Origin of the sequence: Cohnella lupini, assembly GCF_003386205.1 — a bacterium.
Lineage (GTDB): Bacteria > Bacillota > Bacilli > Paenibacillales > Paenibacillaceae > Cohnella > Cohnella lupini.
Genome location: NZ_QRDY01000012.1, coordinates 1 through 25275, shown reverse-complemented (window position 1 = coordinate 25275; position 25275 = coordinate 1). Strand labels below are relative to the sequence as shown.

Genomic DNA, 25275 nt, shown 5'->3' with positions numbered 1-25275 from the left:
TAAAAAACGCATATAAATTGGTTTATTATCGGTAATACTGTTGTCGGAAAAAGAAGCGATATGGTAAAATAAAACATGCTTCTCCAATTTATAAGAATATAGCCCTTTAGTGAAAAGGTGAATGTGTTGGGATTTCAATGGACGGACTTTATTCTTTTCGTGGTGCTTTTTGTCCTGTTCGTCAGTGTAATCGCTTTTAATAGAATAACCCAAACGCATAAAGTGTATTTGGCCTTTCATTTTATCATGATGATGTGGCCGCTTGGCCAATTCTCCGTCAAGATGACGGACTTGCCCGATATTCAATTGCTCTTCATCAACATGTCGTTCTTGGCAATGGGAATGTTGGGGCCAGGATGGCTGGTATTCGTTTTTTTCTTGACGGGAAGAGCGGAGCAGTTAAAGGTAGGGCGGTTATTGGTATATATTTTACCGGCGGCTTTGTGCGTAGGCGGAGCCTTATGGAATCCGAATCATCTATTCATGTCTCCGATTAACGGAAGCTATCTAGATCGAGTTTACGGACCGTTGTTTTGGTTGCTCGTCCTCATCCAATTTGCCTACTTTTTTACCGCGTTGATGAACATGTTCCATGCCCTAAAGACGGTAAGCTCAGTCAATCAAAGGAAGCAGCTTGCAACCGCTTTAATCGGAATGTTCGTTTTGACGGGGTTTGGGCTTATGGACATACTCGTTAATGTGTTATTGGAGCAATGGCTTCCCGTTATACCCGGTTTACTTGCCTTGGGCATATTGCTTTCCGACCTTTGCTTTGTCATAGCTATCTATCGATTCGGAATGTTCGATATATTGAGCATGGCGCAGAGGGATATTTTCGAACATATGACTACCGGCATTATCGTAGTGGACGAGAACGGCAAAGTACTCGAGGTAAACAGGGGAGCATCGCCCTTCATACAGTCCGCCAAAGGCGATAACTTCGAAATGGAGAAGTTCTTGGCTCCGTTGCAGGCTCAAGGAGAGACGTACGAGTTTCTCTACCGGTATATTCATCATCCCTACGAGAGAATACAAATGGAGTTTTCCCTGCAGGAGACCGCGGGGCGTCACGTATCCATTCAAATTTCCCCGGTTCTCGACGACCGGAAAACCTTGTTAGGTCGCATCATTACGTTCCATGACGTATCGGAGCTTCGCAAGCTGGTCATGGAAATGAACCGGAAGAACGAAGCGCTGCACGAGCGGAATTTGGAATTGATCACGATTCAGGAAGAACTGTTCAGAGTGAATCAGAAGCTTGAGCAAATGGCTATTACGGACGGGTTGACAGGTTGCTTTAACAGAAGGTACTTGATGCAACAACTGGAGCATGAAGTCCTGTTGAATATGCGATACCAGATTCCGTTCGCCATTTTCTTGTTCGATATCGATCATTTCAAGCAAATTAATGATCAATACGGACATCTGGTCGGAGATGAAGTTATCAGAAGCACGGCGGACATCGTCCGCACGAAGCTGCGGAGGACGGACATCCTGGCAAGATACGGCGGAGAAGAATTCACGATCTACTTGCCGCATACGAACCGGGAGCAAGCGGAACTGTTAGCAGAGAGAATTATGCTTGCCGTCGGAGACAATTGGGTGGATACGGGCTCGGAGAAGGTACATGTGACGATCAGCATGGGCGTTCTCTCGGAATCGAGCGAAGAGCTGAGCTTCGAGGATCCGAAGGAATATTTGCGCGAGGTATTCTCGGGTGCCGATTCCGCGCTATATAGAGCCAAGAACGAGGGACGGAATCGAGTCGTCATGGCGCGTTAAGAGAAAACAAGTTACGCTTCATAGCATTATATGGTACAATCGATGCAAAGATTTATGTTATCCGATCAGGGCAAACTTGCTGAAAAGCAAGGACGCAAAGCCATAGGGTCTAATGTTCGCAAGAACGATGACAGCCTGGCTGCCACTAGTCCCCAACGGGATGAATAAGGCGAAACAGGCTGCTTCCTATAGTCGGAGGCGCCTTTTTTTTATAGTCATTTTAGAAGTAGCGGAAGGGTGGTTTGGCGGGCATGGCACAAGCCGGAGATAATAAATCGCAGATGTCAGAGTTGGAGAAGGAATTGCTTCCGTTAAATGTGTTGCTGCACTGCCGAACCGTCGTCGAAGGCAAGAACGTATTAACGACAGGCGTCTTGACCCATCTTGAAGGAGAACTATTCGAAGTCGAGATTCATGAGTACGAGCAGTTCGAGCTCGGCGAGACGGTCAAACTCACGATTTATTCGCCCGCGGGCATACAATCCATGCCGTCTATCGTATTCGCGAAATACGAAGGCGCCATCGCGTTGCTGCAGCCGCCCGATTTGCAAAAGCGATTCAAGGAACGGCGCGAGCATCCCAGGGTGGAAATCAGCGGCAATGCCCGGATTGTACGCGTACTGAACGATAACGGAGAAGATTTGCCTTACGAAGAAGGAGCGGAATTAACGGTTCACGATATCAGTTTATCGGGCATCAGTTTCTCCGGGAAGGACGCTCCGTATTTCGCGGCGAATTCGAAGCTGAAGGTAACGGTAAATATAGGAGTAGGCTTTAGTTGCGAAATCGAAATCGTCAGACGCGAACTTCAGGAGAATATGGCCTATTTCGGGGCCAAGATGCAGGTGCTGGAGCCGGAAATGCTCAGACCGCTTAGGGCATTGATATTGAGGCAGCAAGTAGAGATGAATGCGCAAGCAAGACGTGATATAGGAGCTAAGAAAAGCTTTAACGGAAAATAGAACAAAGAAATAGGCGGTTAATCGGACAGGCCGGCACGATGAGGCCTGTTTTTTTGTTTGAATCAGTAAAATGGACGAGGCGATGGGAGCTTGTACGTGATGACAATCTCTGCGATCACATACATTGAAGCAAAAGCGACAAAGGAGTGATTTCATGGCTGTTCATCGTCCAAAACCATTGCTAGGCGACACTAACAAATCCCGAATTATCCGGGAGAAAATATCCGCCCGCGCCTGCAAAGTCGGCGTCAATAATCCAACTTTCCCCCGTCTTACCGTCATATGGGTTCAGAATAACGGAGTGCCGTTCGATACGACCGGGTTTTTCGCCCGCCTTACGAGAGGTACTACTATCGTCTCGACGGCAAGCTTCGATCGCTTCGGAGTCGTCCGTTTCAATAACGTCCGGACGTTGACTAACGTATCGTACAATTTACGCGTGTTCACTGCCAACGGGATCTTATTCCGTACGCGTTTCATCCCGGCAGGAGTGGAAACCTTCGCGATCATAGGGTAAAGCGTAGCAGACCCGTGCAAGTCGTTATCAGACAACGGATGCCAAAAAAGGAGACCGCCTACGGGCGTCGTCTCCTTTTTGGCATCCGTTGCGATGGAGCATTGCCGTCTACCCGCCGAAAGCATCGCGGAAGGCATGCATAAGTTTGATTCGATCCACATTCCACAACAAAGCGATTTCCTCGCTGATTTCTTCGTCCCACCAGTCGGCCAACAACTTGCGGTTACTCCGGTTTTCCACGATCCACATGAGATTTCCGATGACCCGTTTCACGTAAAGATCTTCGGCTTGTTGGACCAATGGGGCGGGGACGTGCTGCTTAAGTCTTTTTACGGTTCGATACAGTTCGTTGCCGCAAGCCCTGCGAATGCTTCGCGGGGATGGAAGCGGAGACGAATGTTTCTCTTGAAACATCTTCATCTGGCTTCACCAAACCTCTCTCCCATACCCTATGCATGGAAGAGAGAAGAGGTCACTGCACGTAGAGATATCCGACCATGGGTCCGCCGCTGTTCGCATCTCCGTGAGTTTGACAAATGATCGGATAAATTCCGGCTTCTTTAGGCGTGAAGCGGACAACCGTTGTTTTGCCCTTGTTGATGTTGCCGGAGATGTTCAGGCCTTCGATGACGAAGGGATGGGACTGGCCGTTAATGCCGGAGATGCGAAGCTCGACGAGCTCGCCTTTCTTGGCAATGACCGTACCCGGGTTAAAGACGTACGATTCAAGCTCTTTGCCGCTGTCCGAAATTGACTTGAATTCCCCCGTAACCATTTGGAGAACCCTTGGACTGTCTCCTGCGGGCGCCAACGCGGGCTTGGACTGTTGCCAGCCGATATAAGCGCCGGCCAAGATGACGACAGCCGCGATAACCGTGTACAACTGGATCTTTTTCCGGTTAAGAATTACGATTTTGCTCATTCCGCTCTCTCCTCTTCAACTTTGTCCACCTATCGCAGTGTATGCATGGGCCCGTCCGGTCATGACAAGCCTGCGACGATTTTGTAAGAGTACCGTATTACTGGAAGAAAGAGGCCGCGTTGTGCTAGAATAGAGACGGTTATCGAACACATCGAAGCAGCTTTACTCGGGAAAGAAAGTAGGTTTATTTATGATGGATACGCTGCACGAATGGTTGGCTCAAATTCTAGTATGGATAGAGAGTTTAGGTTATTGGGGCATTATTATCGGTCTTGCCATCGAAGTCATTCCGAGCGAAATCGTGCTTGGCTATGCAGGCTATCTCGTCCATCAAGACATCATTTCTTTTCCGGTGGCCGTCATTTGCGGAGTCATCGGAGCGATCTTGCAACAGTGGCTTTTGTACGCGATCGGTCGCTATGGAGGCAGGCCGTTCCTGGATCGGTTCGGCAAGTACTTACACCTGAAGTCCAAACATATCGACATCGCGGAAAGATGGTTCGAGAAATACGGACCCATGATCGTTTTCACCGGACGTTTCGTACCGGTCATGAGGCAAGTGGTATCCATTCCCGCTGGAATGGCGAGGATGAATTTGTGGAAGTTTACTTGGCTAACGATTCTGGCTTCGATTCCATGGTCTATTCTATTCGTATGGCTGGGCTCGTCTTTGGGCGATAATTGGGATACAGTTGGCGAAGAAGCCGCTCCTCTTATCAAATGGATTCTTTGGGCAGCAATCGCTTTGTTAATCGTTTTTTTCATAAATCAATATTTGCGAAGAAGACGCAAAACCAACTAAAATAAACAGTAGATCCGATTATGAGAGGGGTTATAAGAACGATGAGCCAATTAATCGCGACAAAGTTAAATAAGGGCATTACTCCGCGTCAATTCGTAGACGGCATGACGAAGAACCAAGACACTTTCAAGTCATGGCAAGACCGTTTTCAATGGAACGATCCCGAATTGGAAGAGTTCTACGAATCCTTGAACAACCGCGACGATCTTCGTTGCATGATCCTGATGGCGGATTGGTGCGGAGACGTGGTGCGTAATATTCCGGTCGTATTCCATGCGATGGAGAAAGCGGGAATTCCGACGGAAGTGTTGATCATGGAAGAGAATTTAGATCTTATGGATGAGCACCTGACAATGGGCGGCCGCGCGATACCGGTCGTGTTGTTCATAGATACGGGAGGACATCTTCTGGGCAAATGGGGAGCGCGTCCTAAGCATGTTCAGGAAGTTATGATCGCTTTTAAAGCTGCCAACCCGGATAGGGAAGCGCCCGATTACCAAGAAAATATCAAGGTTGCCAGAGAAGAAATGGGACGACGTTACGGAGAGGATACCGGCTATCAGACCATTATTTTGCAGGAAATTCGCGAAATTCTGTCTGGGGTTTGAGGAAAACGCCGATGCTGACATTTCAAAGTTACTCCTTGGGAGCTCTGCAGACGAATGCATATGTCGTCGTGAACTCCGAAAGGACGAATGCCGTCGTTATCGATCCGGGGACGGCGGACGGAGCGCTTATGCGCAAGTTAGACGGATTGAAGGTGGAAGCGATCCTGTTGACGCATGCCCATTTCGACCATATCGGCGGTGTGGATGCATTGCGTAAACGATATGGCTGTCCCGTCTATATCCATTCTGCCGAGAAGGATTGGCTAACAGACGCGGGGAAAAACGGCTCCAATCGCTGGGCGGACGTTACTCCGCAGATCACGACGGATGCGCCGGAGAATTTACTTACCGACGGTCAATCGTTGGAGTTGATCGGCGAAACGTTTCTTGTGAAGCATACGCCGGGGCACTCTCCGGGTAGCGTAAGCTTCTATGTTGGAGATCTGCTTTTCGCCGGAGACGCCCTGTTTCATCGCTCGGTCGGACGGACGGATTTGCCCGGGGGCAACCAGGAGCAGCTCTATCGATCGATTCGCGAGAAGCTATACACGTTGCCGGAGGACGTTCTCGTATTGCCCGGACACGGGCAGGAGACGACGATCGGCGATGAAAGACGCGAGAACCCTTTTGTTAGATAAAAAGGCAAGCGGTGTTGTAATTTGTCAAAAAAAGGCTTTACATGCGATCGGCCATTTGATATAGTGAGCCTTATCAAGCCGATATAGGCAATGTTCGCTGCGAAGAACGCAGGCGATGGAGGGAATCCTCCAACGCTTGCGTTCTTTTTTATTTTCCGAAGAGGGAGAGGGAATGGGATGAATAGACGAAGACAGGCGACGATCAGTTTGTCGGCCGCGGTTCTGTCGGGTTTGCTCGTTTACGGTGTGTACTTGCTTCAATTAAGGCAGATCCAACTGCAAGAGACGACGGAGGTCGTCGTTCCCAAGCTCTTCGTCTCCGTGGGTACTAAGCTGACGTCGGATCATCTGAAGATCGTCACGCTGCCCCGGTCGGCCATAACGTCCGAGATGATCACCGATTTAGAGGAGGCGATCGGATTGGAAACCTCGGTACCGCTCGGAGGAGACGAACCGTTGCTGCGCTGGAAGGTGGATAAATATCGGTTGTTGCCAGGGGCTGGTCAATCTACGTTCCAGATCCCGAGAGAATACGTCAAATCGGTATCGAACGGCATACGCGCCGGAGATGAGGTTGTCGTTTATTTGTCGGATGATTCGACGGCTTCCCGCAAGCTTTATACGGATTCGATCCGGGTGGCGGGGGTTAAGACGGCCGCGAACCTGGAAATCGACAATCCGAAAAATCCGAATCTGCTTTCCATGGCGAGCGGTGACAAGGAAGGAATGTACGCTTCCAGAAGAGATGCGAACGGGACGATCGATTCTATTAACTTGAATTTAACGGAGGAACAGTGGCTGATGCTCGATTCTGCTTGTAAAGGGGGAAGCGCTAAGCTGGTGATTGCTTTCCAAGCTTCGTCCATTAAGGAGGGGGAGCGATAATGTCCGGAATCTTAGCTGCTTTCGGAGGATCGACGCCGAATATCGGAACGTCCCTTACCGCTTTCGGAACGGCCTATCGCATAGCGTCATTGACGGGGCGTAAGGTTGGGTACCTCTGTCTGAATCTCAAGAGCGCCAAGACCCATTTATATTTGGGGATAGACAAGCCGGACGTGACCTTGGATGGGGTCAAGCCCGAGATCAGGGCAGGTACGTTGACCGGCGATAAGCTACGGCAGTATGCTTTCCGTTCTCCGAAGCTTGGAGGGCTTCACGTATTATTCGGCAATATGGCGAGAGAACAGGCCGAATATTACGAGCCGGAAGACGTGCAACGGTTGTTGGCGGCTTCCCGAGAAGCGTTCGATTTAACGATCGCGGACGTAAGCGCGTATTGGGATAATGCGGCGACCGTATGCGCAATGCGGGAAGCCGATGAAAGGTTCCTGGTCACTACGGACAGCCTCAGCCACTTCCAAGAGGATATCCACCGCTGGACGGGGCAAGTAGGATCGCAATTCGGAATATTGCCGGAACAGTTCCGGTTGGTGTTGTTGCATCGCAATCATCGAACGTCGGGGGGATTTAGGATGAAGGAAATACGCAAAGAGACCGGCTGTAACGATTTCACGGAGCTGAAGCTGCTCGAAAGCGTCCACTTGCAATTGGACAGCGGCAGATTGGATGAGTGGCTGGCCTCAGAGGAGAAAAACGCGGCGGCATTCGATGCGTTAGCTACACCAATGCTTAAGCGTATGAATTGGGCGCAAAGACTTCAGAAGACGGAACGGCCATGGATGCGCAGGCTGATGGTGCATAGGCGGAGAGACGTATGAGCGAGGTAGCCGCCAAAAGGTTCTCTCCTTCGGCATATGCTGCCGACTTGCAAAGCTCGATTCAATCGACGACGTCCTCCGGCGAAAGGCAGGATGGATTGATGGGCTTACGGGCGTATACGGAAGAAGTGCGTCACATGTTAGCGACTCCGAGAGGATGGAGCGAAGAAGAGCGAAGACTTTATGCCGAGAAGCTGAATCGCGCGGTAATCGGATTTCCCCAGGAAAGGGCAGAGATGCTAGCGGTTATTTCGGATTGGATCATCAAGAAAAGGCTGCAACATCTGTCCTTCGGCAGCCTACCTTACGCGACGCTGGCTGAAGCATTGTTCGCCGAAGTTATCGGGATGAATGTATTGGAGCTTGTTCTTCGAAACCGCGAGGGATTGGAGGAGGTTCAAGTCGTAGGCACGCGGATTTTCGAGGTGCGGGATGGCAGGGCGACAGCCTCCCCCTATCGGTTTCAAGAGTTGAGCCACGTGGAGAGAATTCAACAAAACCTTGTTCTATTTAACAACGACAGAATCAATCCTCGCAAGAGATGGGCGGAGGTCCTTCTGCTCGACGGCTCGCGAGTGACGTTAACCGGCTTCGGATTTACGGCGCAGCCGACTCTGACCATACGACTATACACGGTAAAGAGGTTTAATCTGGAGACGTTATGTAAACCGGAATACGGAACGATGGACGATCGTGTCCGCGAACTGCTCATGATTATCGTCCGCAGCCGGTTCAATATGGTAGTGATCGGTGCGACGAACACCGGAAAAACGCATTTAATCAAGGCTCTAATCTCCGCCATGCCGAATGAAGAGAGAATCATAACGATAGAAAGCCGTTACGAGCTGATGCTCGCCAGAGACTTTCCGGACAAAAACGTCGTGGAGTACGAGGCGGACGAGGATGATCCGGTCCATGGTCCGCGTCAGGCTTTTAAGCTGGCGCTTAGGCAATCCCCGCAAAGAATATGCCATGCGGAAATTCGGGATGAAGATGCCAATATTTACGTGAGAGCCTGCACGAGGGGGCATGAAGGGAGTATCACTTCCGTGCATGCCAACGGTTTGGAAGACGTCCCGGATACGATTACCGACATGTGCATGTTAGATGGTAGGGGGATGAATCCGGTTACGATGATCAGACGGATTACCGAGCACGTGACTCATATCGGATTTGAGATGAGAATGATCAACGGCGTTCGGAAGCTGACCCGGGTTGGGGAATTCGAGTGGCTAGACGGGGCTATTCGAATTAGAGACTTGGTTCGATTCGATGAATCCTCGGGAAATTGGATATTCGAAGAGACGTTCTCCGCTAAGTCATTGAAGAAAATTTCAAGAAACGATCCAGAGGGTTTTCGAAGTTTGGAGTCGGGGTCTGTTTCCGTACTAGGGGAGGCAAGTGACAAATGATGAAAGCGGCGATCGTATCACTTATCATTGTTCTCTTCATTCTTCTGTACTTTTGCATTCGGCAAAGCTTGTCGATTTGGATAGATGTTCATTCTCTTAAACGCAGGCTGCATACTGCAAAGGAAACTCGCTGGAATACGGAAATATCCGTATATTGGGGGCGATTAAACAAGCCGATGCGGCATATATCAGATCTGTTATCGGCATTAGGATGGCGATTGAGTCCGAAAGGATTCGTCTACTGTTCCGCAACTCTCTCATTGACGGGCATCTCAGCGGGCGTGATGGTGTTTCAGTCTATCCGGTCGGTGGCGATGTTGCTGATTATATTGGGGTGTTTACCGTATTTGTTTCTGCGCATGTCGCTCGTAAATCGGCAGATGGCGACCCGATTAGAATTCCTACCTGCAGTGGAGCTGTTTTATCAGTGTTATCTCGTTACCGGCTGCCGTCATATCCGAATTGCCTTGCAGAGAACTGTCGAAGAACGTCGACTTCCGGGAGAAGTGCAGGCGGTATTCGATCAGCTTTACCGAAACTTATCGGTTAAAGGGGATGACGAGGGAAGTCTGCGCAGGTTTTCTCTATCTTTTGGAAGCGTGTGGTCGGATTACTTCGGGAGCATTCTGAGAGTAGCGCTGGAGGAAGGAAACAATGTATCGGACAACTTGAGGGAGCTCATTTTCGATATGCGCAAAGCACAGATCGCCAACCAACAGGAACGGCATAGGCTTCTCGAGATCAGAATGGCCAATTTTGCTCCGATCTTGTTTTTGGTTTTGTTCATGGGCGTTAACTTCCGTCTGAATCCCGAAGGCAGCTATGAATACTATATTGTGGACTCCGGAGGGAGAGGCATGCTGCTGAATGCCGTCGTGCTGCTTTTCGGCTCCCTAATGATGGGACTCTACTTATCTAGAAGAAGAATTTAAGAGGGGGATAGGAGGGCGAACAAGATGGAATTCACTCGGACGATGGTTGTCGGGATAGGCTGGCTAGTCCAGTTTGCGCTCTTATTTCTCGGCTTCATGCTGATATTGAGGGTCTCTTTCGTTCCCAATAACCGTTGGCGGATTCATTTGCGAGGATGGAAGCATCGTCAGGCGCCGATTTGGTGGCTTAAGCTATGGCATACGGACAGGGAGAGCATTAGTCTCCAGGAAAGGAGAATGCTGCTTGCCGGGTGCGGAATCCGATTCCCTCCCGAGGCTTACTTGTCTTACGTTCGGTGTTTGTTATTTTTGCTTCCGTTGATAGGGGCTGGCGTTTATTTATTGGGAGAAAACGGTTTGATTTCATCCTTGTTGCGAATTAATTTGCTCCTTGGACTCGCGGCCGCAATCGGGATAACGGCATGCGACCGTATGTGGCTGCAGTCTATTCGCCGCTATCGGAAAGACAGAATCAGGCGAGAGATCGTTGCGGTTAGCAGTCAATTGCTCTACTATACGGGTTCAAGAATGAATCTCCACGGCAAGCTTATGAAATGTCTTTCCTTGACGCGGCACATTCGAAGCGAAATGGGATTGTTGCTGAATGAATGGTACCATGACGCCGACGCGGCCTTGAAGTTGTTCAAAGAGAGGCTGGGAACGGACGAGGCGTACGGATTTGCCGAAAGCATGCGATCGCTCAGGCTTAACGAAAGCGATGAAATATACGACATGCTCAGGGAGGTCGTCAGAGACTATAAATCTCAGATCGACTTAGCCAAGGACAGTCGTAAGGAAACGACGTCCTATCTGTTGTTCGTGCTGGCTGGAATCCCTATTTTATATACTTTTCAAATCTTTCTTTACCCCTGGGTGCAAGAGGCTTCTAAGCTTTTTGACGCTCTCAATCCATAGAAGGGAGGCGTTCGAATGAGAAATATATTAATAACCGTTATGATGCTGATCGTCGTTGCGCTGATGTTTAATGCCATCGTTGCTCAAGATAATACGGGTACTCGCGCACGAATCGAAACTCATGGCACGACAGCCAACACTACGCTAGGAAGCCTCCAACCCTAAAGAGGAGGATATAGGAAAGGAGATTCCGGAAGATGCGACAACTGTTGATGACTATGCTGCTGATAGTAACCGTAGTTTTGTTATATTCGACGATTAGCTTAGGCGACGAAGGTACGAAAGCCAAGATTACGAATTCGGGCGGAAACATGGCGGAACGGATTTCAAGGATTAGTCCGTGAAGCAGCTTCTTGTGTTCGTGTTATTCGCTTCCTTGTTTTGTTGGTTGATGTTTTCGCCTATATATAAACACGTGCTCGTCATCCGCCAAGCGTTGCTTCAACAAGAAGCAGACTATCTGCTTGAAATAGGAGCTAGCGGCCGGTACGGATATATCGACGGAGATATGCTCGCGGAATCGAGAGGACGGCTTTCGGAATTCGGATTCGAGGCCTCCTTGCTCCAATATGAAGTGACCTCCACTTCCGGAGCGGAAGGGGATAATTCCGCCGTCCCTTTGCCAAGAGGAACCGGAATTAAACTTCGCATCGCGTACCCTTACGAGAACCTGCTCAATATCGATCGTCTAATCGGCTTGGCTCCTAACTCGGACGATGCCCGTATTTCGGGAGGCGGAATGAAAATGAGCGAATATGTTCCAACCGGATAAGGAGTCATAGCCTTTATGGCCAAATTAGTGTTTAGCGTCCTGATGATCGTCCTATGGTGGATGCTTCATGTATTGCAAGTGGACGAAGAGATCGCGATGGGCACGGTACACGAGGCTAAGCGCGCCGTGGATCGTGCCGCTCATGCCTCGGCGCAGCAATTGGATCGCGATAAGCTTGAAATGGGCGTGCTCTCGATAGATGCCTCGTTGGCCGAAGAGGCGACGCTGTATTATTTGCAAGCGAACCTGTCGCTTGATGACGGGATGAATCCGGTCCAGGGCAGTTTTCTGAGGGATGCGGTCGAAATCCGATTATTCGAAGTCATAAACGATGATTCTGAGTTTCCTTTCGTTTATCGGAATGACCTATATGACTACGAAGTGACGCTCTTTCGCCCCGGAGTGGTCTTAATTATTCATGTAAAGTATCCAAGGCTTTTCGGGGTGCTCGGTCCGGTCGAGTGGGATTTGAAAGGTACGGCGGAGTTGGTTTATTGATGGATTAGACTTGTCCCCCTAACGGTCGAAGCAGATCGTAGCGCTCGGTTCCCCCTGAATCGATCTCCAAGTTGACTCCGTGTCCTATCTTTGCTCTAATGGATAGCGAATGGATGGACAACTAAGGAGTGGCGATAAAATGCATATATCCCCGCCGCAAGAAGAGTGGTTGAACCGCAGGCTGAGGATGCAAAGAAAGTTAGCCGAAGGCGGCTTTGACGCCTGTTTGATTTCGCAGAATGTCGGACTCTATTATTTCACCGGTTCCATGCAAACCGGTTATTTGTTTATGCCGGCGGTCGGAGAGCCCGTTTATTACGTGAGAAGAAGTATAATTCGCGCAAAAAGCGAGTCGAAAGTTCGAACGGAGGAGTTAGGTTCCTTCCGGAACTTCGGCGAGCAGCTTTCAAGTGATTATTCGATCCTATTCGATTCATCGGACCGTGCTCCTATTATTGGTGCCGATCTTGACGTCATGCCGGCCCAGCTCTATTTGCGTTTAACGGAGTCGATACCCCTAGCGCAATGGAAGGATGCTTCTGCCTTGCTTAGAGAAGTCCGAAGCGTGAAATCCGCTTATGAAATAGAGAGAATAAGTAGATCCGCCGAAGTGGCTGCCGAGGCGTTGGAAGCCGGATTGGCCAGCTTAAAGGAAGGGATGACGGAGCTAGAGCTCATCTCGGTTATCGAAAAATCGATGCGCTCGCAAGGACATATCGGTTTAATGCGGATGCGCGGGTATAACCAAGAGATCATGACGGGCGTAATCTCTGCGGGTGATGCCGCGGCTGAACCGACGTATTTCGATGGTCCGGCCGGAGGGCGGGGACTATCGCCCGCCGCTCCGCAAAGCGTAAGCACTAGGCCAATAGGTAGAAATGAGCCCATTCTTATCGACATAGGCTGTTGCGTCGACGGCTATACGATCGATCAGACTCGCACCGCCGTTATCGGCGAACTTACCTCCGAGCTTCAGGCCGCCTATGATTGCGCGGAATCGATTGTCAGAAGTATCGAGATGTATCTCCGTCCCGGCGCCACGCCCGAGCAATTGTACGCCCATGCCTTGGAGATGGCTAAAGTTGCCGGGTTGTCCGATCACTTCATGGGCTTCGGACGGGATCAAGTAAAGTTTTTAGGACACGGCATCGGTTTGGAAATAGACGAATGGCCGGTTCTCGCCAGAGGGTTCAACGAGCCGCTGGAGGAAGGGATGACTCTAGCTATCGAACCGAAGTTTACTTTCCCTGGTTTAGGAGTCGTCGGGTTGGAAAACACTTATCTCATTACGGAAACGGGATGCAAGGCGTTGACTCTTTCACCTGAAAGCATCTATGTAATCAAGTGATTCGATGCCGATTTTCCAATGCCGAGAGAATCATTTTCCGACTCGTATCCGACAACATTTGCATATGGTGACCCTTTTCTAGTAGGATAGTAATATTACCGCACGCATCGGAAGGGGAGAATCGGTATGCTGAAGCTGGGGGAGAAAATCGTCATCGTGGATGACCGGTTTGAGCAAAATTTGCCTCTGGGCGAATACGGCTACGTAATAGCTTACGACCGCAATAACGACAGCGCGTTCGACTATATTATTCGAGTACCGAAAGCGAATAGGCAGTTTTACGTGCCTTGCGAAGATATTGAATTGGAAGAGATTTTGCTAGAGCTCGAAGTCGACCGCATCGAGAGGGAAGCCCTGATAGATTTTGCCCTGGTTACGCGAAACGAAGAGCTTTTTAAGCACATTATGAACGGCGGGCAAGAAGAACAGCCCGTCGAGGAACCAAGCAAGGATGTGCTGACCCGCGACGAATTCATTCGTCAAGTAAACTTAAAGGCTTGGATCTAACCGAGTTTCAACTCAAGCTCATGGTTTACGTACGGCATAAAGGCGCATGAACCGGAAAACGCACCCGACAAATCTGGATAAACCCAGATTTGTCGGGTGCGTTCTCGTTTGATTGCCGATTACAATGCGGCAACGGGAATGGCTGAAGGTACGGGAGAGGCCCGACCGAACAAGAAGCCTTGAAATAAAGGTACGCCCGCTTTTCTCAGGTATTCCCATTCCTCGGCTCGTTCCACGCCTTCCGCCAATACGACGCCGTGGAAACGGGAAACGCGTTCGAGCAATTTCTCGATATATTTCTGTTTACCGTTGTCGCTGTCGCAATGGCTGACCCACCTACGATCCATTTTAACGTAATCCGGTTGCAAACGATCGACGGTATCCAAAGTCGCGGATCCGCTACCTACGTCGTCAAGAGCCAGACTTACGCCTTCTTGGCGGTATACGTCGAATACTTTGGCTAATCGCGGATCATCCAGAGACTCCGTCTCCATCACTTCGAAGACGTAATCGCGAGGATCCGTGCCCGTTTCCTTCATCAGTTCGAAAGTTCCCTTTAAACAAGTGTCGGGCTTATGCAAGGACGAAGGCAAAAAGTTGATAAATCGCTTCGTCCCGGTTTGGAGATGGGACGCGCTAAGACGGATAGCGGAATGTCTCGCTTCACGGTCCAAGAAAGAATGCTGTCCGGTTTTTCTGGCCGTTTCGAATAGCTCTGCAGGACGGAAAGGCATTTGTTCGGGTAACGGCCGCAATAGAAATTCATAACCGACGATATTGCCGTTGGGCTGTACGACGGGCTGCAAATGCGTCGTGAACATCCGATGCAAAATGTATTCCGATATGCTTCTACCGCTTACTTCGCCGAATAACTCGGTGAGAGCAAACCAACCATCTTTGCTTGACGGTTCTTCTTCAGAGAACAAACCGGGCTCTTGTTCGTGGTCGTAGCAAATACGGCATTGAACAGGGATGTCGTCTTCCTTCGATTTTAATCGAAGCTGCAATTTGCTCAGGAACCTAAGTAATTGTTCTTGGCTATCGTAGCGAAACGTTATCGGCGCATCCTCGCCGTCCTCGAAATCGTATATGGCTTCTCTTAACAAGCTTCGCGTTTCCGAACTTTCAGCTGCAAACTCTACCAAGCCCGCATCCCTTAAAGGGAGCGAAGTTGAAATTTTATGGTAATGGGACATCGAAATCCCTCCTATCCGTGATCGACGGTAAAAATATATTACCCAATAACGGGTAAATTGAAGCACCTTCGAATGATTGAGTTCCCTTAGTTTGTCCGATATAATGAAAAGAATGAGCGGATATGCGGAAATAAGGAGGGTTATACAAGCATGAGCATTACGATCAAGGAAGTCGAGCACGTAGCTAATCTGGCGCGGCTTGAGCTGTCCGATACGGAAAAGGAACAATTCGCCGGACAACTGAACGCTATTCTTAAATATGCCGAAAAACTAAACCAACTGGACACGGACGGAATCGAGCCGACCAGCCATGTACTCCCCCTTTCCAACGTGATGAGGGAAGATACAGTTAAACCTTCATGGCCCATTGAGAAAGTTCTCCTCAATGCTCCGGAAGAAGAGGACGGGCAATTTAAAGTGCCGGCAGTTCTGGAATAGAAATTAGGAGGAGCATAGAATGTCCGTTTTCGATTTGAGATTATCCGAAATACATAATCGTCTTCACAATAAACAATTATCCGTTGCCGAACTGGTGGAGCATTCCATTAAACGGATTTCCGATACGGACGACAAGATCGGAGCGTTCCTGACGTTGAACGAAGAGGGAGCGCGCAAGGATGCTCAAGCTCTTGATGCGCGGTTGGCGTCCGAAGGAGAACGTGGATTGCTCTTCGGAATCCCGACCGGAATCAAGGATAACATCGTCACCGAAGGTCTTCGCACGACTTGCGGAAGCAAGTTCCTGGAAAATCACGATCCGATTTACGATGCGGCGGTCGTCACGAAGCTGCGTGCCGCACAGTCGGTTACCATGGGCAAGCTCAACATGGATGAATTCGCGATGGGCGGATCCAACGAGAATTCCGCTTACCGAGTCGTTCGCAACCCTTGGGATTTGGAGCGGGTTCCGGGCGGATCCAGCGGCGGTTCTGCGGCTTCGGTCGCGGCAGGCCAAGTTTACTTCGCGTTAGGTTCCGATACGGGCGGATCCATTCGGCAGCCGGCAGCCTATTGCGGCGTCGTCGGATTAAAGCCGACATACGGTCTTGTTTCCCGTTACGGCCTTGTCGCGTTCGCATCTTCTCTTGACCAAATCGGCCCGATAACGAAGAACGTAGAAGATTCCGCCTATGTCCTGCAGGCGATCGCGGGTCATGACGAGAGGGATACGACCTCCGCCAACGTAGAGATACCCGATTACGTGTCGGCACTGACCGGCGAAGTCAAAGGCTTGCGGATAGGCGTTCCCAAGGAATATTTGGGTCAAGGCATCGATCCTCAAGTGAAAGAGCGCGTTCTGGAAGCATTGAAAGTGTTCGAGTCGATGGGAGCCGTTTGGGAAGAAGTTTCCCTTCCGCACACGGAGTATGCCGTCGCGACTTATTATTTGTTGGCATCGTCCGAGGCATCCTCGAACTTGGCTCGTTTCGACGGCGTTCGATACGGCGTTCGCGCGGACAACCCTGCCAACCTGATCGACCTGTACCGTCGCTCCCGCAGCGAAGGGTTCGGAGCCGAAGTGAAAAGACGGATCATGTTAGGTACTTATGCGTTAAGCTCGGGCTATTATGACGCTTATTATAAGAAGGCTCAGCAGGTTCGGACTTTGATTAAGCAAGATTTCGACCAAGTATTCGAGAAATTCGACTTGATTATCGGACCGACGGCACCGACGGCCGCGTTTAAATTAGGCGAGCAAGTCGGAGATCCTCTGACGATGTACTTAAACGATATATGCACGATTCCCGTCAGCTTGGCGGGAGTGCCTGCCATCAGCGTACCGTGCGGGATGGCCGATGGTTTGCCCGTCGGCTTGCAAATCATCGGCAAGCCGTTCGACGAGCGGACGGTATTGAGAGCGGCGCACGCATTCGAAAGCCAAACCGGGTTCCACGACCTGCGTCCGGCACTGTCTTAGGAGGAGCACAACATGTCCAAATATGAAACGGTCGTCGGCCTCGAGGTACACGTCGAGCTGCATACGAAAACGAAAATTTTCTGCGGTTGCTCCACTTCCTTCGGGGCCCCGCCTAATACTCACACTTGCCCGGTCTGCTTGGGGCATCCCGGCGTATTGCCGGTCTTGAATCGTCAAGCAGTGGAATACGCGATGAAAGCCGCGTTGGCGATTAATTGCGAAGTCGCGGATTGGTGTAAATTCGACCGCAAAAACTATTTTTACCCGGACTCGCCGAAAGCTTATCAAATTTCCCAGTTCGATCAGCCGATCGGTCAGAATGGCTGGATCGACATCGAAGTGAACGGCAAGACGAAACGAATCGGGATCACTCGCCTTCATCTGGAAGAGGATGCCGGCAAGCTTACCCATATGGACGGCGGTTTCGGTTCGTTAGTCGATTTGAACCGCGTCGGAACTCCGCTTGTGGAGATCGTTTCGGAGCCGGATATCCGTTCTCCGGAAGAGGCAAAGGCCTATTTGGAGAAGCTTCGCGCTATTATGCTCTATTGCGACGTTTCCGACGTCAAAATGGAGGAAGGCAGCCTTCGCTGCGACGCCAACATCAGTATTCGACCTTATGGGCAAGAGAAATTCGGGACGCGCGCGGAACTGAAGAACATGAACTCCTTCCGTGGAGTCCAAAGAGGTCTCGAATACGAAGAAATCCGCCAAGCGGAAGTATTGGACGGCGGAGGCACGGTCGTTCAAGAAACTCGCCGCTGGGACGAGGGGCAAGGGAAAACGATCAGTATGCGCGGCAAGGAAGAAGCGCACGACTATCGTTATTTCCCGGATCCCGATCTGGTTAGATTGCATATCGACGAGGAGTGGAAAGCTCGCGTCCTCGCGTCCATCCCGGAATTGCCGGATGCTCGTCAATCGCGATACGTCGAGGGTTATGGACTTTCCGCATACGACGCAGGGGTGCTAACCGCTTCGATGAAGCTAGCGGATTTCTTCGAGGAAAGCTTGAAGCATACTAGCGATGCGAAAGCATCCGCGAATTGGATCATGGGCGACCTTCTCGGATATCTAAACGCCAATAATCTCGAGCTAGGCGACGTCAAGATTACGGGTCAGGGCTTGGGCGAGATGATTCAACTCATCGAGAAAGGCACGATAAGCTCCAAAATCGCCAAAACGGTGTTTAAGGGATTAGTCGAAACCGGCAAATCTCCGCAGCAGATCGTGGAGGAGCAAGGGCTGGTACAAATAAGTGACGAAGGCGCGATCGTGGCCATCGTCGATGCCGTCATTGCAGCTAATCCGCAATCCGTAGAAGATTTCCGTAACGGCAAAGAGAAAGCGATAGGTTTTCTCGTAGGCCAGATCATGAAGGAAACGAAAGGCAAAGCGAATCCGGGAATGGTCAACAAGCTGTTGGTCGACCGATTGAACGCATAGGTGATCCAATCGAACGGTAAACTCGCCGAAAGGCGGGTTTGCCGTTTTGTTACATCATTATGCTAAGGGGGTATTGTGATGGAAGTCCGTATGCTGGATATCCGCGACAAGGAGATCGCGGAGGAAATCTGGGCTCTGCAGCATCCGGCTTATCGGGTCGAGGCGGAGCTCATCGGGGTTTCCGAACTGCCTCCTCTAAGCGATACGGTAGCATCGATCCAAGCTTGCGGCGAAACCTTCTTAGGGTGTCGCGATGCTCAAGGCGATCTCGTAGGAGCGATTTCGTACGAGAAGGAGAAGGACGGGAGGTTCACGATATGCAGGGTTATGGTGGACCCAGGCTATCATAGGCAGGGCATAGGTAAGCAACTGTTGCAGCGATTGCTAGCGGAACAATCTCCGGGAGCGTTATGGTCCGTGACGGCCGAAGTCCGCAACATCCCGGCTATCGGGCTGTACGAACGCTTCGGGTTTGTCGGCCAAGATACTTTCAGTCCGATGCAAGGCATCGAATTGCTTCGTCTTGTTCGTTACCCGCGCGAATAGCATAATTAATAACTCCGACTTCAGCCTAGGTATGACCCCGTCCAAAAACCATTGTAGGGCAAAAATCCAGCGTGATACAATAAAAAAATAATACGATGAGAGGGATGCGCATGCACAATCCATGGGTGATCGACAACGTGCATCTTGTCATCCGACTGCTCTTATCCGTGTTCTTGGGAGGGCTTGTCGGTTTTGAAAGAGAACGCAAAAACCACGCGGCCGGCTTGCGAACGCATACGTTGGTTTGTCTTGGTTCTTGCTTGCTTATGATTTTGTCCATGTACGGTTTCGCGGACTTCGCGGATGAGCCCAACGTCAGATTGGATCCTGCCCGCCTTGCCGCCCAAGTCATCACGGGGGTCGGTTTCCTAGGGGCCGGAACGATCCTGTTTACGGGTAAATCGATTACCGGATTGACGACCGCCGCATCGATCTGGGTCGTTATGGCGGTAGGTCTTACAGTTGGCGCGGGCTTTTATTTACCGGCCGTCCTGTCGGCCGTGATGGTGCTTCTGATTCTATGGGGATTAAATATCGTCGAAAAACGATACGTAAACCATCGACGCGAGTGCACGTTCACGCTTAAGGCCGACAACGAAACGGTAAGGATAGAAAGCTTCCAAAGCGTCTTGAACGAGCGCGGAGCTAAATTGGTGAAGGTTCGGTTCGTGGACGAGGAAGATACCGGTCAAGAAGCCAAATCCGGCATTCAACGGATCGCAATCACCGTCATCCTTCCCCATAGAGATTTGCTCATAGCGATAGCTGACGATTTTAAACAGATGAATGGCGTTAGGTCCGTTACGGCGGAATAATCGAGTCGGAGGGAATGGCATGAAGGAGCCGGAAAATTGGGAAAACGCAAAGGAATATCCGTTGCCTCCAAATCCAAATGCTAGCGAGAAGTTCAGCCAGGATCCATGGTCCGGCCATGACACTCAGCAAAGGCATGAGGAGAGGCGACGCAGTTATGTCAGGAGAAGCAAATGGACGGCGGGAATATTGGCGTTCCTAATTCCCGGAATCGGGCATATGTATTTAGGGTTGATGATTAAAGGCATCGTGCTTATGCTGCTCGTTGCTCTGGATATTACGGCAATCGTATTCGCTTCCATCGAAGCGGAAAATATTTTGTCTATCGTGTTGCTTAGCTTGTTGCTGCCGATCATTTACTTCTACAATTTGTTCGATGCCATCCAAAACACGGACGTAGTGAATGAACGCAATGCTGCTCCCAACGTGAATCCCCCGGGCAGGGGAGGGTTTCCGAATGTGCCGAGCATCCAGGAGAGCTTTTCCAGAGGGGCGCCTCCGATGGGCATTCTCGTGCTCGCGGGAGCCGGTATCGCTATTCTTGTCATGGCAGGCAGCAATTGGACGAATTGGCTATTCAATTCTTTCGGTTCCATGTTGGGAGCGATCGTTCTGATCGGGGCTGGGATCGGCCTATGGTTATGGGAGTCGCGAGGACACCCGCGCAAGGGAGAATAAGCTTATCGCTTGGAAAAATCCGCATGCGTTCGGGTTGGATCTTCCATTGACAATCTTCGGATACGAAACGTAGAATATAAATGTACTTGTATTCTATACGCTGACGATATACGAAAGGCTGTGAGAGCATGGACTCCAAGGTCGAGCATGCCGTGGACCAGCTCAAATCCGGAGGTGTCCGGATGACGCCGCAACGGTACGCTATATTGCAATATCTTATGGAATCATTCACCCATCCGACAGCAGATGATATCTTTCGCGCGCTTTCTCCGCATTATCAGAGCTTAAGCGTCGCTACCGTTTATAATAATTTGAAGGTTTTCGTGGAAGCAGGGCTCGTTCGCGAGCTGACTTACGGCGACGATTCCAGTCGTTTTGATGCCGATATGTCCGATCATTATCATGTGACCTGTACCCAATGCGGCACGATAGTCGATTTCGACCACCCTCCGGTCAAAGAAGTGGAGCAAGCGGCTACCGCATCGACCGGTTTCAGCGTCTTTGGTCATCGTTTGGAGATTTACGGACTTTGTCCGACGTGCAAGGGCATGCATTCTTAATCGCAACGATTTCATTTTAACGCACGCGGGGGACCAAAGCCTTGGCGTGTTTTTTATTTGATAATCATCTAACTCGAGGGCTAGCAACCTTCCGGTCAATCGGATCGTTCCTTCCTATGAGGACAAGCCAAGCATCGAGAAACGCGGAAACGGAGAGTGAATGAACTTGAATACGGATTTAATGGCCGGTCCTCGCCGTTCGCGCAGAAGAACCGGTCGCTGGATATTCTTAATGCTCGTTTTCGTAGTGGCGGCAGCATCCGTCATGTGGTGGCAAGCATCGCATTCCGCCAATTCTTCCTACGTGAAGCCTCAATATACTTCCAAGCCGTTTCCTATCATGATCCAAGGCAAATGGACGGAAGCATATGCGCAAGGCACCGAGAAGGGGTTGCTCGTTCCTCTGCCGGTAGCCCAGAGCTTGCTTGGAGACGGAGTACATTACGAGGAAAAGACGGAATCCATTATTTTGACTACGAACACGAAAGTGCTGCATTTTAAGACCGGCGAGCTGGATGCCACTTTGAATCGAAAACCCTTTGCGTTGACTTTTGCCGCGAAAAAGGTAGATGGAGAACTCTACTTGCCCCTTGCTCCCTTAACGGAATTGTTCGGAGTAAAGATGGAGATTGGAGAATCCAGCGGCATAGTTTCCTTCTTCATGCCGGAGCAAGCGGTTCAGCATGCAGCCGTACCCGAGAAAACAGTTAAAGGAATCAAATTGCGGGAAGGCCCTGGCAAATCGTTTGCTATTGTCGAAGATATTCCGGGGGGATCGGATCTGCGGTTGTGGGGCGAGTCGGACGGATGGTATATGGCCCAATCTAAATCCGGAAATATCGGATACGTTGCCAAGGCAGGAGTTTCGCTGCTCGCTATCGAGACGATAGATCCGGTTACGAGTACGGATGAGCCTTTTGTCGCCTGGAAGGGAACCGGCAAACGAATTAATCTGACTTGGGAGGCCGTGTACTCCGCTAATCCCGATACTAGCAAGATCGGAGCGCTCGCTGGCGTAAACGTGGTAAGTCCGACGTGGTTCGAGCTCGTGGATGGAAAAGGTAAAATACGTAGCATAGCCGATTCCTCTTACTCCACGTGGGCGCGTTCCAAAGGCATCCAAGTATGGGGACTGTTCAGCAACGGATTCGAACCGGATCGGACGCATACCGCACTTGCTTCCTATGAATCGCGATTTGCCATGATTCAGCAAATGTTAGCCTATGCGAAGACGTTTAAGCTCCAAGGTATCAATATAGACTTCGAGAACGTATATACGAAGGATAAAGATAACCTGGTACAATTCATGAGGGAAATGACGCCGATCATGCATGAACAGAATCTTGTCGTGTCGATAGACGTAACGCCTATATCGAATAGCGAGATGTGGTCCGCCTTCTTGGATAGGGAGCGGTTGGGATCGATTGTCGATTTCATGATGGTCATGGCGTACGATGAACACTGGGCGGCTAGCCCCGTGGCAGGTTCTGTTTCTTCTCTTCCGTGGGTAGAGACTTCAATTAAACGCATCTTGGAGGAAGACGGTGTTCCATCAGACAAGCTCATTCTCGGAATGCCTTTATATACGCGGATGTGGACCGACAACCCTACGGCCGACAAAGAAGAAGATAGAATGTCGTCCAAAACGATGGATATGGACGCGGTGAACGAGCTGATCAAGGAAAAGAAGCTTAAGCCGGTTTATTCGGAGGAGACGGGACAGAACTACGTGGAGTTCAAAGAAGGAACTACGATCAAGAAGATTTGGATCGAGGACGCGACCTCTATACAAGCTAGGGCCTTATTGGCCAAAAAGTACAATTTAGCCGGAGTCGCTTCGTGGCGGCGCGGATTCGAATCTAGCGATATATGGGGCGTGCTTGATAAAGAACTGCAAAGCCGGCCATAACTCCTATTTATAACGAAGACGTACAAAACCTCCGATATCGTGGACGCTAGTCCCTGATGTCGGAGGTTTTGTTTTATGGATTATGAGGTTGTTGGATTAAGGGTGTTAAGGTTGGGTATGCAATGGAGTTTCGTTCGCTTTTTCCGGTTGCGGATTGCCTGTCGCTTTCGCGGGATCCGAAGTTAGAATCGTATGGCAATACATGCAACGGTCGGTCGAGCCCAACATCTTGGTACGTTTGCCGCATTCGGGACAATCGATGACCGGCGCGCTAGTGGATAACATGCCGACCCAGAAATAAATTCCCATGCTTACGAAGCAGCTTATGATCCCGAATACCATGAATATAGCGGCGATGATTTTACCGACTTCTCCGAATACGAGAATCCCGCCTGTTCCGAATACCATAATTCCCATGCCGACGATGACAAGCAGCAGCCCCCATGTACGCATCGTCGATATTTTGCTAGCTTTCCATTTCATTGCCTTAGTCTCCCATCTTATAACAACGTTTCGCCATTTTCGGTTCATCACCGTTTCGCAGCCTTGGATAAGCAGGAAACGGGACGTATGTTGTAGAACTAGACCATACTCGTAAAATTAATTATAGCTCACATTTTGCGGACAGACCACCTAGTGTGTGTTCGAGCGGTCCTGAAATACTCATAAGGATGTGACAATGAGTGGCGCAGTCAGACAAAAAGACGTTGTATTTGGAGTATCTAGGTAAGGAAGAGGGGGTTATTAGCCTTCTTCTAGTAGCCAATCCCTTCTCGTATCAACCATTGATCGACGGTATGGACCGCCTTGTTCTCATCGTAACGAAAACCCCGACTCCCGAGAAAGGGACGGAGCATTGGATATGGAACGACACTAGAATTTTGGTGAGAAGAGTAACTCCGGATATATTGGAAAGGTGGATCGTGAGCAGTCCCAATAGAAACGTTATCTATTGGCTTCTTCAAGGCGAGGTATTGGTCGACAGGGACGGATATTTAACGAGCTTACGAGACAGGTTGATGGATTGGTCGCCGCTCATACGCGAACAGAAGATTCTTAGCGAGTTCTCTCAGTTCGTACGATCGTACTTGCAAGCTAAGCAGGATCTTAGGGACGGTCGGGTGTTGGATGCCTATTCTAATATATTGGCTTCCTTACATTATTGGGCTCATATCGCGTTAGTGGAGGAGGGAATGCACCCCGAGCTGACGGTGTGGGAGCAGATGCATCGAGTGAATCCCGGAATATATAAGCTGTTCGAGGAATTAACAACGAGCGGGGAAACGCTCGAGCAGAGGGTTCAGCTCGTTCTGCTCGCTTGCGAATTTTCTATTCTTAATAAAATGGAATCCTCCTGCGCGCTTCTCATTCGTTTAATAGAAAGCCGTAGCGAATCTTGGTCGCCCGCCGAACTGCTTCAACATCCCGACTTAGCCGGACTCTCGCTGGAGTTATCGGTTCTTCTCCAGAAGCTTGTTCAACGAGGGTGTATACGCGAAACTGCGAAAGCTGCCAAGCAATCCATACAAGGATTGTTAGAGCTCAGATACACCTCCGCTAGCAGTAAATAAATCAATTAAAAAAATGTCGAAAAATCCGTTGACTTGGTGCTTCTTTCTGTGATAAATTATATCTCGCCGCTGAAAATGCTATAAGATGCGGACGCAGAGAAAAACGATCGACGCAAAAGAAAATGAAAATAAAGCTTGCATCGAAGGTACGAACTGTGGTATATTATAAAAGTCGCCGTTAGCGCGGCCGACGAAAAACGAAACACAAATTGTTCTTTGAAAACTGAACATTGAGCGTAAGAAACAACAAACGTCTGAGGCGGACTTTCGAGTCTGCGGAAGGCAAACCAGCACTACAGATT

The 25275-nt window shown here is 50.0% G+C and carries 30 protein-coding genes and 1 riboswitch; of the genes, 26 read left to right on the top strand and 4 right to left on the bottom strand.

The features are described from left to right. The first annotated feature begins 126 nt into the window (after positions 1–126). From DFP95_RS18855 to DFP95_RS18845, 3 genes are all read left to right on the top strand, one after another. The gene (locus tag DFP95_RS18855; protein WP_245987733.1) at positions 127–1782 is read left to right on the top strand and encodes a histidine kinase N-terminal 7TM domain-containing diguanylate cyclase; all 1656 of its coding nucleotides are present in this window, start codon (positions 127–129) and stop codon (positions 1780–1782) included. A gap of 59 nt (positions 1783–1841) precedes the next feature. Then, positions 1842–1929: riboswitch (cyclic di-GMP riboswitch) on the top strand. 104 nt (positions 1930–2033) lie between these two features. After that, positions 2034–2744: a PilZ domain-containing protein gene (locus DFP95_RS18850; protein WP_115994220.1), complete on the top strand. Its 711-nt coding sequence runs from the start codon at positions 2034–2036 to the stop codon at positions 2742–2744. A gap of 154 nt (positions 2745–2898) precedes the next feature. Beyond that, positions 2899–3261 (top strand): hypothetical protein, encoded by a 363-nt coding sequence (locus DFP95_RS18845; protein WP_115994218.1) that lies wholly within the window; start codon positions 2899–2901, stop codon positions 3259–3261. A 108-nt stretch (positions 3262–3369) separates the two neighbouring features. Here DFP95_RS18845 and DFP95_RS18840 read toward each other — a convergent pair whose 3' ends face one another. Together DFP95_RS18840 and DFP95_RS18835 are read right to left on the bottom strand one after the other, a co-directional pair. Then, on the bottom strand, positions 3370–3681 hold the full coding sequence (locus tag DFP95_RS18840) for a dehydrogenase (RefSeq protein WP_115994216.1): 312 nt from the start codon (positions 3679–3681) through the stop codon (positions 3370–3372). Positions 3682–3733: 52 nt separating this feature from the next. Then, complete coding sequence (locus DFP95_RS18835; RefSeq protein WP_115994215.1) at positions 3734–4183, bottom strand: cupredoxin domain-containing protein; 450 nt, start codon at positions 4181–4183, stop codon at positions 3734–3736. A 190-nt stretch (positions 4184–4373) separates the two neighbouring features. Between DFP95_RS18835 and uptA the strand changes: the two genes are divergently transcribed. The 14 genes from uptA to DFP95_RS18775 all read left to right on the top strand — a co-directional run bounded on the left by uptA (position 4374) and on the right by DFP95_RS18775 (position 14336). Further along, positions 4374–4985 carry an undecaprenyl phosphate transporter UptA gene (gene uptA, locus DFP95_RS18830; protein ID WP_115994214.1) on the top strand — a complete coding sequence of 204 codons (612 nt, stop codon included), beginning with the start codon at positions 4374–4376 and terminating at the stop codon, positions 4983–4985. Positions 4986–5026: 41 nt separating this feature from the next. Further along, on the top strand, positions 5027–5593 hold the full coding sequence (locus DFP95_RS18825; protein WP_115994213.1) for a thioredoxin family protein: 567 nt from the start codon (positions 5027–5029) through the stop codon (positions 5591–5593). An 11-nt stretch (positions 5594–5604) separates the two neighbouring features. Beyond that, on the top strand, positions 5605–6231 hold the full coding sequence (locus DFP95_RS18820) for an MBL fold metallo-hydrolase (protein ID WP_115994212.1): 627 nt from the start codon (positions 5605–5607) through the stop codon (positions 6229–6231). Positions 6232–6408: 177 nt separating this feature from the next. Further along, positions 6409–7116, top strand: coding sequence for a CpaB family protein (locus tag DFP95_RS18815; protein WP_115994210.1), 708 nt, complete (start codon positions 6409–6411; stop codon positions 7114–7116). After that, entirely contained in the window at positions 7116–7952 is an 837-nt protein-coding gene (locus DFP95_RS18810) for a CpaE/TadZ family protein (protein WP_115994209.1), read from the top strand. The genes DFP95_RS18815 and DFP95_RS18810 overlap by 1 nt, the downstream gene beginning before the upstream one ends. Next, positions 7949–9364 carry an ATPase, T2SS/T4P/T4SS family gene (locus DFP95_RS18805; RefSeq protein WP_115994207.1) on the top strand — a complete coding sequence of 472 codons (1416 nt, stop codon included), beginning with the start codon at positions 7949–7951 and terminating at the stop codon, positions 9362–9364. The genes DFP95_RS18810 and DFP95_RS18805 overlap by 4 nt, the downstream gene beginning before the upstream one ends. Continuing rightward, positions 9361–10296, top strand: a complete 936-nt coding sequence (locus tag DFP95_RS18800) for a type II secretion system F family protein (protein WP_245987732.1) — start codon at positions 9361–9363, stop codon at positions 10294–10296. Before DFP95_RS18805 ends, DFP95_RS18800 begins: the two co-directional genes overlap by 4 nt. A 24-nt stretch (positions 10297–10320) precedes the next feature. After that, positions 10321–11211: a hypothetical protein gene (locus DFP95_RS18795; RefSeq protein WP_115994206.1), complete on the top strand. Its 891-nt coding sequence runs from the start codon at positions 10321–10323 to the stop codon at positions 11209–11211. 15 nt (positions 11212–11226) lie between these two features. Then, positions 11227–11376 carry a hypothetical protein gene (locus DFP95_RS28975; RefSeq protein ID WP_181907511.1) on the top strand — a complete coding sequence of 50 codons (150 nt, stop codon included), beginning with the start codon at positions 11227–11229 and terminating at the stop codon, positions 11374–11376. Between the two features lie 32 nt (positions 11377–11408). Then, positions 11409–11555, top strand: coding sequence for a hypothetical protein (locus tag DFP95_RS28970; protein ID WP_181907510.1), 147 nt, complete (start codon positions 11409–11411; stop codon positions 11553–11555). Beyond that, positions 11552–11983 (top strand): hypothetical protein, encoded by a 432-nt coding sequence (locus tag DFP95_RS18790; protein ID WP_115994204.1) that lies wholly within the window; start codon positions 11552–11554, stop codon positions 11981–11983. Before DFP95_RS28970 ends, DFP95_RS18790 begins: the two co-directional genes overlap by 4 nt. Before the next feature lie 15 nt (positions 11984–11998). Then, positions 11999–12481 carry a hypothetical protein gene (locus DFP95_RS18785; protein WP_115994202.1) on the top strand — a complete coding sequence of 161 codons (483 nt, stop codon included), beginning with the start codon at positions 11999–12001 and terminating at the stop codon, positions 12479–12481. Positions 12482–12620: 139 nt separating this feature from the next. Then, entirely contained in the window at positions 12621–13829 is a 1209-nt protein-coding gene (locus tag DFP95_RS18780; protein WP_115994201.1) for a M24 family metallopeptidase, read from the top strand. Between the two features lie 126 nt (positions 13830–13955). Beyond that, positions 13956–14336, top strand: a complete 381-nt coding sequence (locus DFP95_RS18775) for an ATPase (RefSeq protein WP_115994199.1) — start codon at positions 13956–13958, stop codon at positions 14334–14336. 119 nt (positions 14337–14455) lie between these two features. On the opposite strand, the gene DFP95_RS18770 is transcribed toward DFP95_RS18775, so the two are convergent. Continuing rightward, positions 14456–15532, bottom strand: a complete 1077-nt coding sequence (locus DFP95_RS18770) for an EAL domain-containing protein (protein WP_115994198.1) — start codon at positions 15530–15532, stop codon at positions 14456–14458. Between the two features lie 150 nt (positions 15533–15682). Here DFP95_RS18770 and gatC point away from each other — a divergent pair, with 150 nt between their 5' ends. From gatC to DFP95_RS18730, 8 genes are all read left to right on the top strand, one after another. After that, positions 15683–15970, top strand: coding sequence for an Asp-tRNA(Asn)/Glu-tRNA(Gln) amidotransferase subunit GatC (gene gatC / locus DFP95_RS18765; protein ID WP_115994196.1), 288 nt, complete (start codon positions 15683–15685; stop codon positions 15968–15970). Between the two features lie 19 nt (positions 15971–15989). Then, positions 15990–17450 carry an Asp-tRNA(Asn)/Glu-tRNA(Gln) amidotransferase subunit GatA gene (gatA, locus tag DFP95_RS18760; protein WP_115994194.1) on the top strand — a complete coding sequence of 487 codons (1461 nt, stop codon included), beginning with the start codon at positions 15990–15992 and terminating at the stop codon, positions 17448–17450. Positions 17451–17462: 12 nt separating this feature from the next. Beyond that, complete coding sequence (gatB, locus tag DFP95_RS18755) at positions 17463–18896, top strand: Asp-tRNA(Asn)/Glu-tRNA(Gln) amidotransferase subunit GatB (RefSeq protein ID WP_115994192.1); 1434 nt, start codon at positions 17463–17465, stop codon at positions 18894–18896. Positions 18897–18974: 78 nt separating this feature from the next. After that, the gene (locus tag DFP95_RS18750) at positions 18975–19442 is read left to right on the top strand and encodes a GNAT family N-acetyltransferase (RefSeq protein WP_115994191.1); all 468 of its coding nucleotides are present in this window, start codon (positions 18975–18977) and stop codon (positions 19440–19442) included. Between the two features lie 110 nt (positions 19443–19552). Continuing rightward, positions 19553–20257 (top strand): MgtC/SapB family protein, encoded by a 705-nt coding sequence (locus DFP95_RS18745; protein ID WP_115994189.1) that lies wholly within the window; start codon positions 19553–19555, stop codon positions 20255–20257. 19 nt (positions 20258–20276) lie between these two features. Then, positions 20277–20933 (top strand): DUF6677 family protein, encoded by a 657-nt coding sequence (locus DFP95_RS18740; protein ID WP_115994188.1) that lies wholly within the window; start codon positions 20277–20279, stop codon positions 20931–20933. Between the two features lie 128 nt (positions 20934–21061). Further along, positions 21062–21493, top strand: a complete 432-nt coding sequence (locus DFP95_RS18735; RefSeq protein WP_115994186.1) for a Fur family transcriptional regulator — start codon at positions 21062–21064, stop codon at positions 21491–21493. Positions 21494–21653: 160 nt separating this feature from the next. After that, complete coding sequence (locus DFP95_RS18730; RefSeq protein WP_245987731.1) at positions 21654–23402, top strand: glycosyl hydrolase family 18 protein; 1749 nt, start codon at positions 21654–21656, stop codon at positions 23400–23402. A gap of 105 nt (positions 23403–23507) precedes the next feature. Here the strand turns inward: DFP95_RS18730 and DFP95_RS18725 are convergent, their stop codons facing one another. Further along, on the bottom strand, positions 23508–23885 hold the full coding sequence (locus DFP95_RS18725) for a DUF2614 family zinc ribbon-containing protein (RefSeq protein WP_115994184.1): 378 nt from the start codon (positions 23883–23885) through the stop codon (positions 23508–23510). A gap of 200 nt (positions 23886–24085) precedes the next feature. On the opposite strand from DFP95_RS18725, the gene DFP95_RS18720 reads away from it, so the two are divergent. Continuing rightward, entirely contained in the window at positions 24086–24973 is an 888-nt protein-coding gene (locus DFP95_RS18720) for a nucleotidyltransferase-like protein (RefSeq protein ID WP_245987730.1), read from the top strand. Positions 24974–25275: the final 302 nt, after the last annotated feature.

What these genes read in the sequence shown, in the direction of transcription:
- gatA (WP_115994194.1), top strand. Translation starts at nt 15,990, where the DNA reads ATGTCCGTTTTCGATTTGAGATTATCCGAAATACATAATCGTCTTCAC.
- gatB (WP_115994192.1), top strand. Translation starts at nt 17,463, where the DNA reads ATGTCCAAATATGAAACGGTCGTCGGCCTCGAGGTACACGTCGAGCTG.
- DFP95_RS18785 (WP_115994202.1), top strand. Translation starts at nt 11,999, where the DNA reads ATGGCCAAATTAGTGTTTAGCGTCCTGATGATCGTCCTATGGTGGATG.
- DFP95_RS18735 (WP_115994186.1), top strand. Translation starts at nt 21,062, where the DNA reads ATGGACTCCAAGGTCGAGCATGCCGTGGACCAGCTCAAATCCGGAGGT.
- DFP95_RS18850 (WP_115994220.1), top strand. Translation starts at nt 2,034, where the DNA reads ATGGCACAAGCCGGAGATAATAAATCGCAGATGTCAGAGTTGGAGAAG.
- DFP95_RS18815 (WP_115994210.1), top strand. Translation starts at nt 6,409, where the DNA reads ATGAATAGACGAAGACAGGCGACGATCAGTTTGTCGGCCGCGGTTCTG.
- DFP95_RS18840 (WP_115994216.1), bottom strand. Translation starts at nt 3,681, where the DNA reads ATGAAGATGTTTCAAGAGAAACATTCGTCTCCGCTTCCATCCCCGCGA.
- DFP95_RS28970 (WP_181907510.1), top strand. Translation starts at nt 11,409, where the DNA reads ATGCGACAACTGTTGATGACTATGCTGCTGATAGTAACCGTAGTTTTG.
- DFP95_RS18775 (WP_115994199.1), top strand. Translation starts at nt 13,956, where the DNA reads ATGCTGAAGCTGGGGGAGAAAATCGTCATCGTGGATGACCGGTTTGAG.
- DFP95_RS28975 (WP_181907511.1), top strand. Translation starts at nt 11,227, where the DNA reads ATGAGAAATATATTAATAACCGTTATGATGCTGATCGTCGTTGCGCTG.
- DFP95_RS18745 (WP_115994189.1), top strand. Translation starts at nt 19,553, where the DNA reads ATGCACAATCCATGGGTGATCGACAACGTGCATCTTGTCATCCGACTG.
- DFP95_RS18795 (WP_115994206.1), top strand. Translation starts at nt 10,321, where the DNA reads ATGGAATTCACTCGGACGATGGTTGTCGGGATAGGCTGGCTAGTCCAG.
- DFP95_RS18750 (WP_115994191.1), top strand. Translation starts at nt 18,975, where the DNA reads ATGGAAGTCCGTATGCTGGATATCCGCGACAAGGAGATCGCGGAGGAA.
- DFP95_RS18835 (WP_115994215.1), bottom strand. Translation starts at nt 4,183, where the DNA reads ATGAGCAAAATCGTAATTCTTAACCGGAAAAAGATCCAGTTGTACACG.
- DFP95_RS18725 (WP_115994184.1), bottom strand. Translation starts at nt 23,885, where the DNA reads ATGAAATGGAAAGCTAGCAAAATATCGACGATGCGTACATGGGGGCTG.
- DFP95_RS18740 (WP_115994188.1), top strand. Translation starts at nt 20,277, where the DNA reads ATGAAGGAGCCGGAAAATTGGGAAAACGCAAAGGAATATCCGTTGCCT.
- DFP95_RS18845 (WP_115994218.1), top strand. Translation starts at nt 2,899, where the DNA reads ATGGCTGTTCATCGTCCAAAACCATTGCTAGGCGACACTAACAAATCC.
- gatC (WP_115994196.1), top strand. Translation starts at nt 15,683, where the DNA reads ATGAGCATTACGATCAAGGAAGTCGAGCACGTAGCTAATCTGGCGCGG.
- DFP95_RS18770 (WP_115994198.1), bottom strand. Translation starts at nt 15,532, where the DNA reads ATGTCCCATTACCATAAAATTTCAACTTCGCTCCCTTTAAGGGATGCG.
- DFP95_RS18825 (WP_115994213.1), top strand. Translation starts at nt 5,027, where the DNA reads ATGAGCCAATTAATCGCGACAAAGTTAAATAAGGGCATTACTCCGCGT.
- DFP95_RS18730 (WP_245987731.1), top strand. Translation starts at nt 21,654, where the DNA reads ATGAACTTGAATACGGATTTAATGGCCGGTCCTCGCCGTTCGCGCAGA.
- DFP95_RS18810 (WP_115994209.1), top strand. Translation starts at nt 7,116, where the DNA reads ATGTCCGGAATCTTAGCTGCTTTCGGAGGATCGACGCCGAATATCGGA.
- DFP95_RS18800 (WP_245987732.1), top strand. Translation starts at nt 9,361, where the DNA reads ATGATGAAAGCGGCGATCGTATCACTTATCATTGTTCTCTTCATTCTT.
- DFP95_RS18780 (WP_115994201.1), top strand. Translation starts at nt 12,621, where the DNA reads ATGCATATATCCCCGCCGCAAGAAGAGTGGTTGAACCGCAGGCTGAGG.
- DFP95_RS18820 (WP_115994212.1), top strand. Translation starts at nt 5,605, where the DNA reads ATGCTGACATTTCAAAGTTACTCCTTGGGAGCTCTGCAGACGAATGCA.
- DFP95_RS18805 (WP_115994207.1), top strand. Translation starts at nt 7,949, where the DNA reads ATGAGCGAGGTAGCCGCCAAAAGGTTCTCTCCTTCGGCATATGCTGCC.
- uptA (WP_115994214.1), top strand. Translation starts at nt 4,374, where the DNA reads ATGATGGATACGCTGCACGAATGGTTGGCTCAAATTCTAGTATGGATA.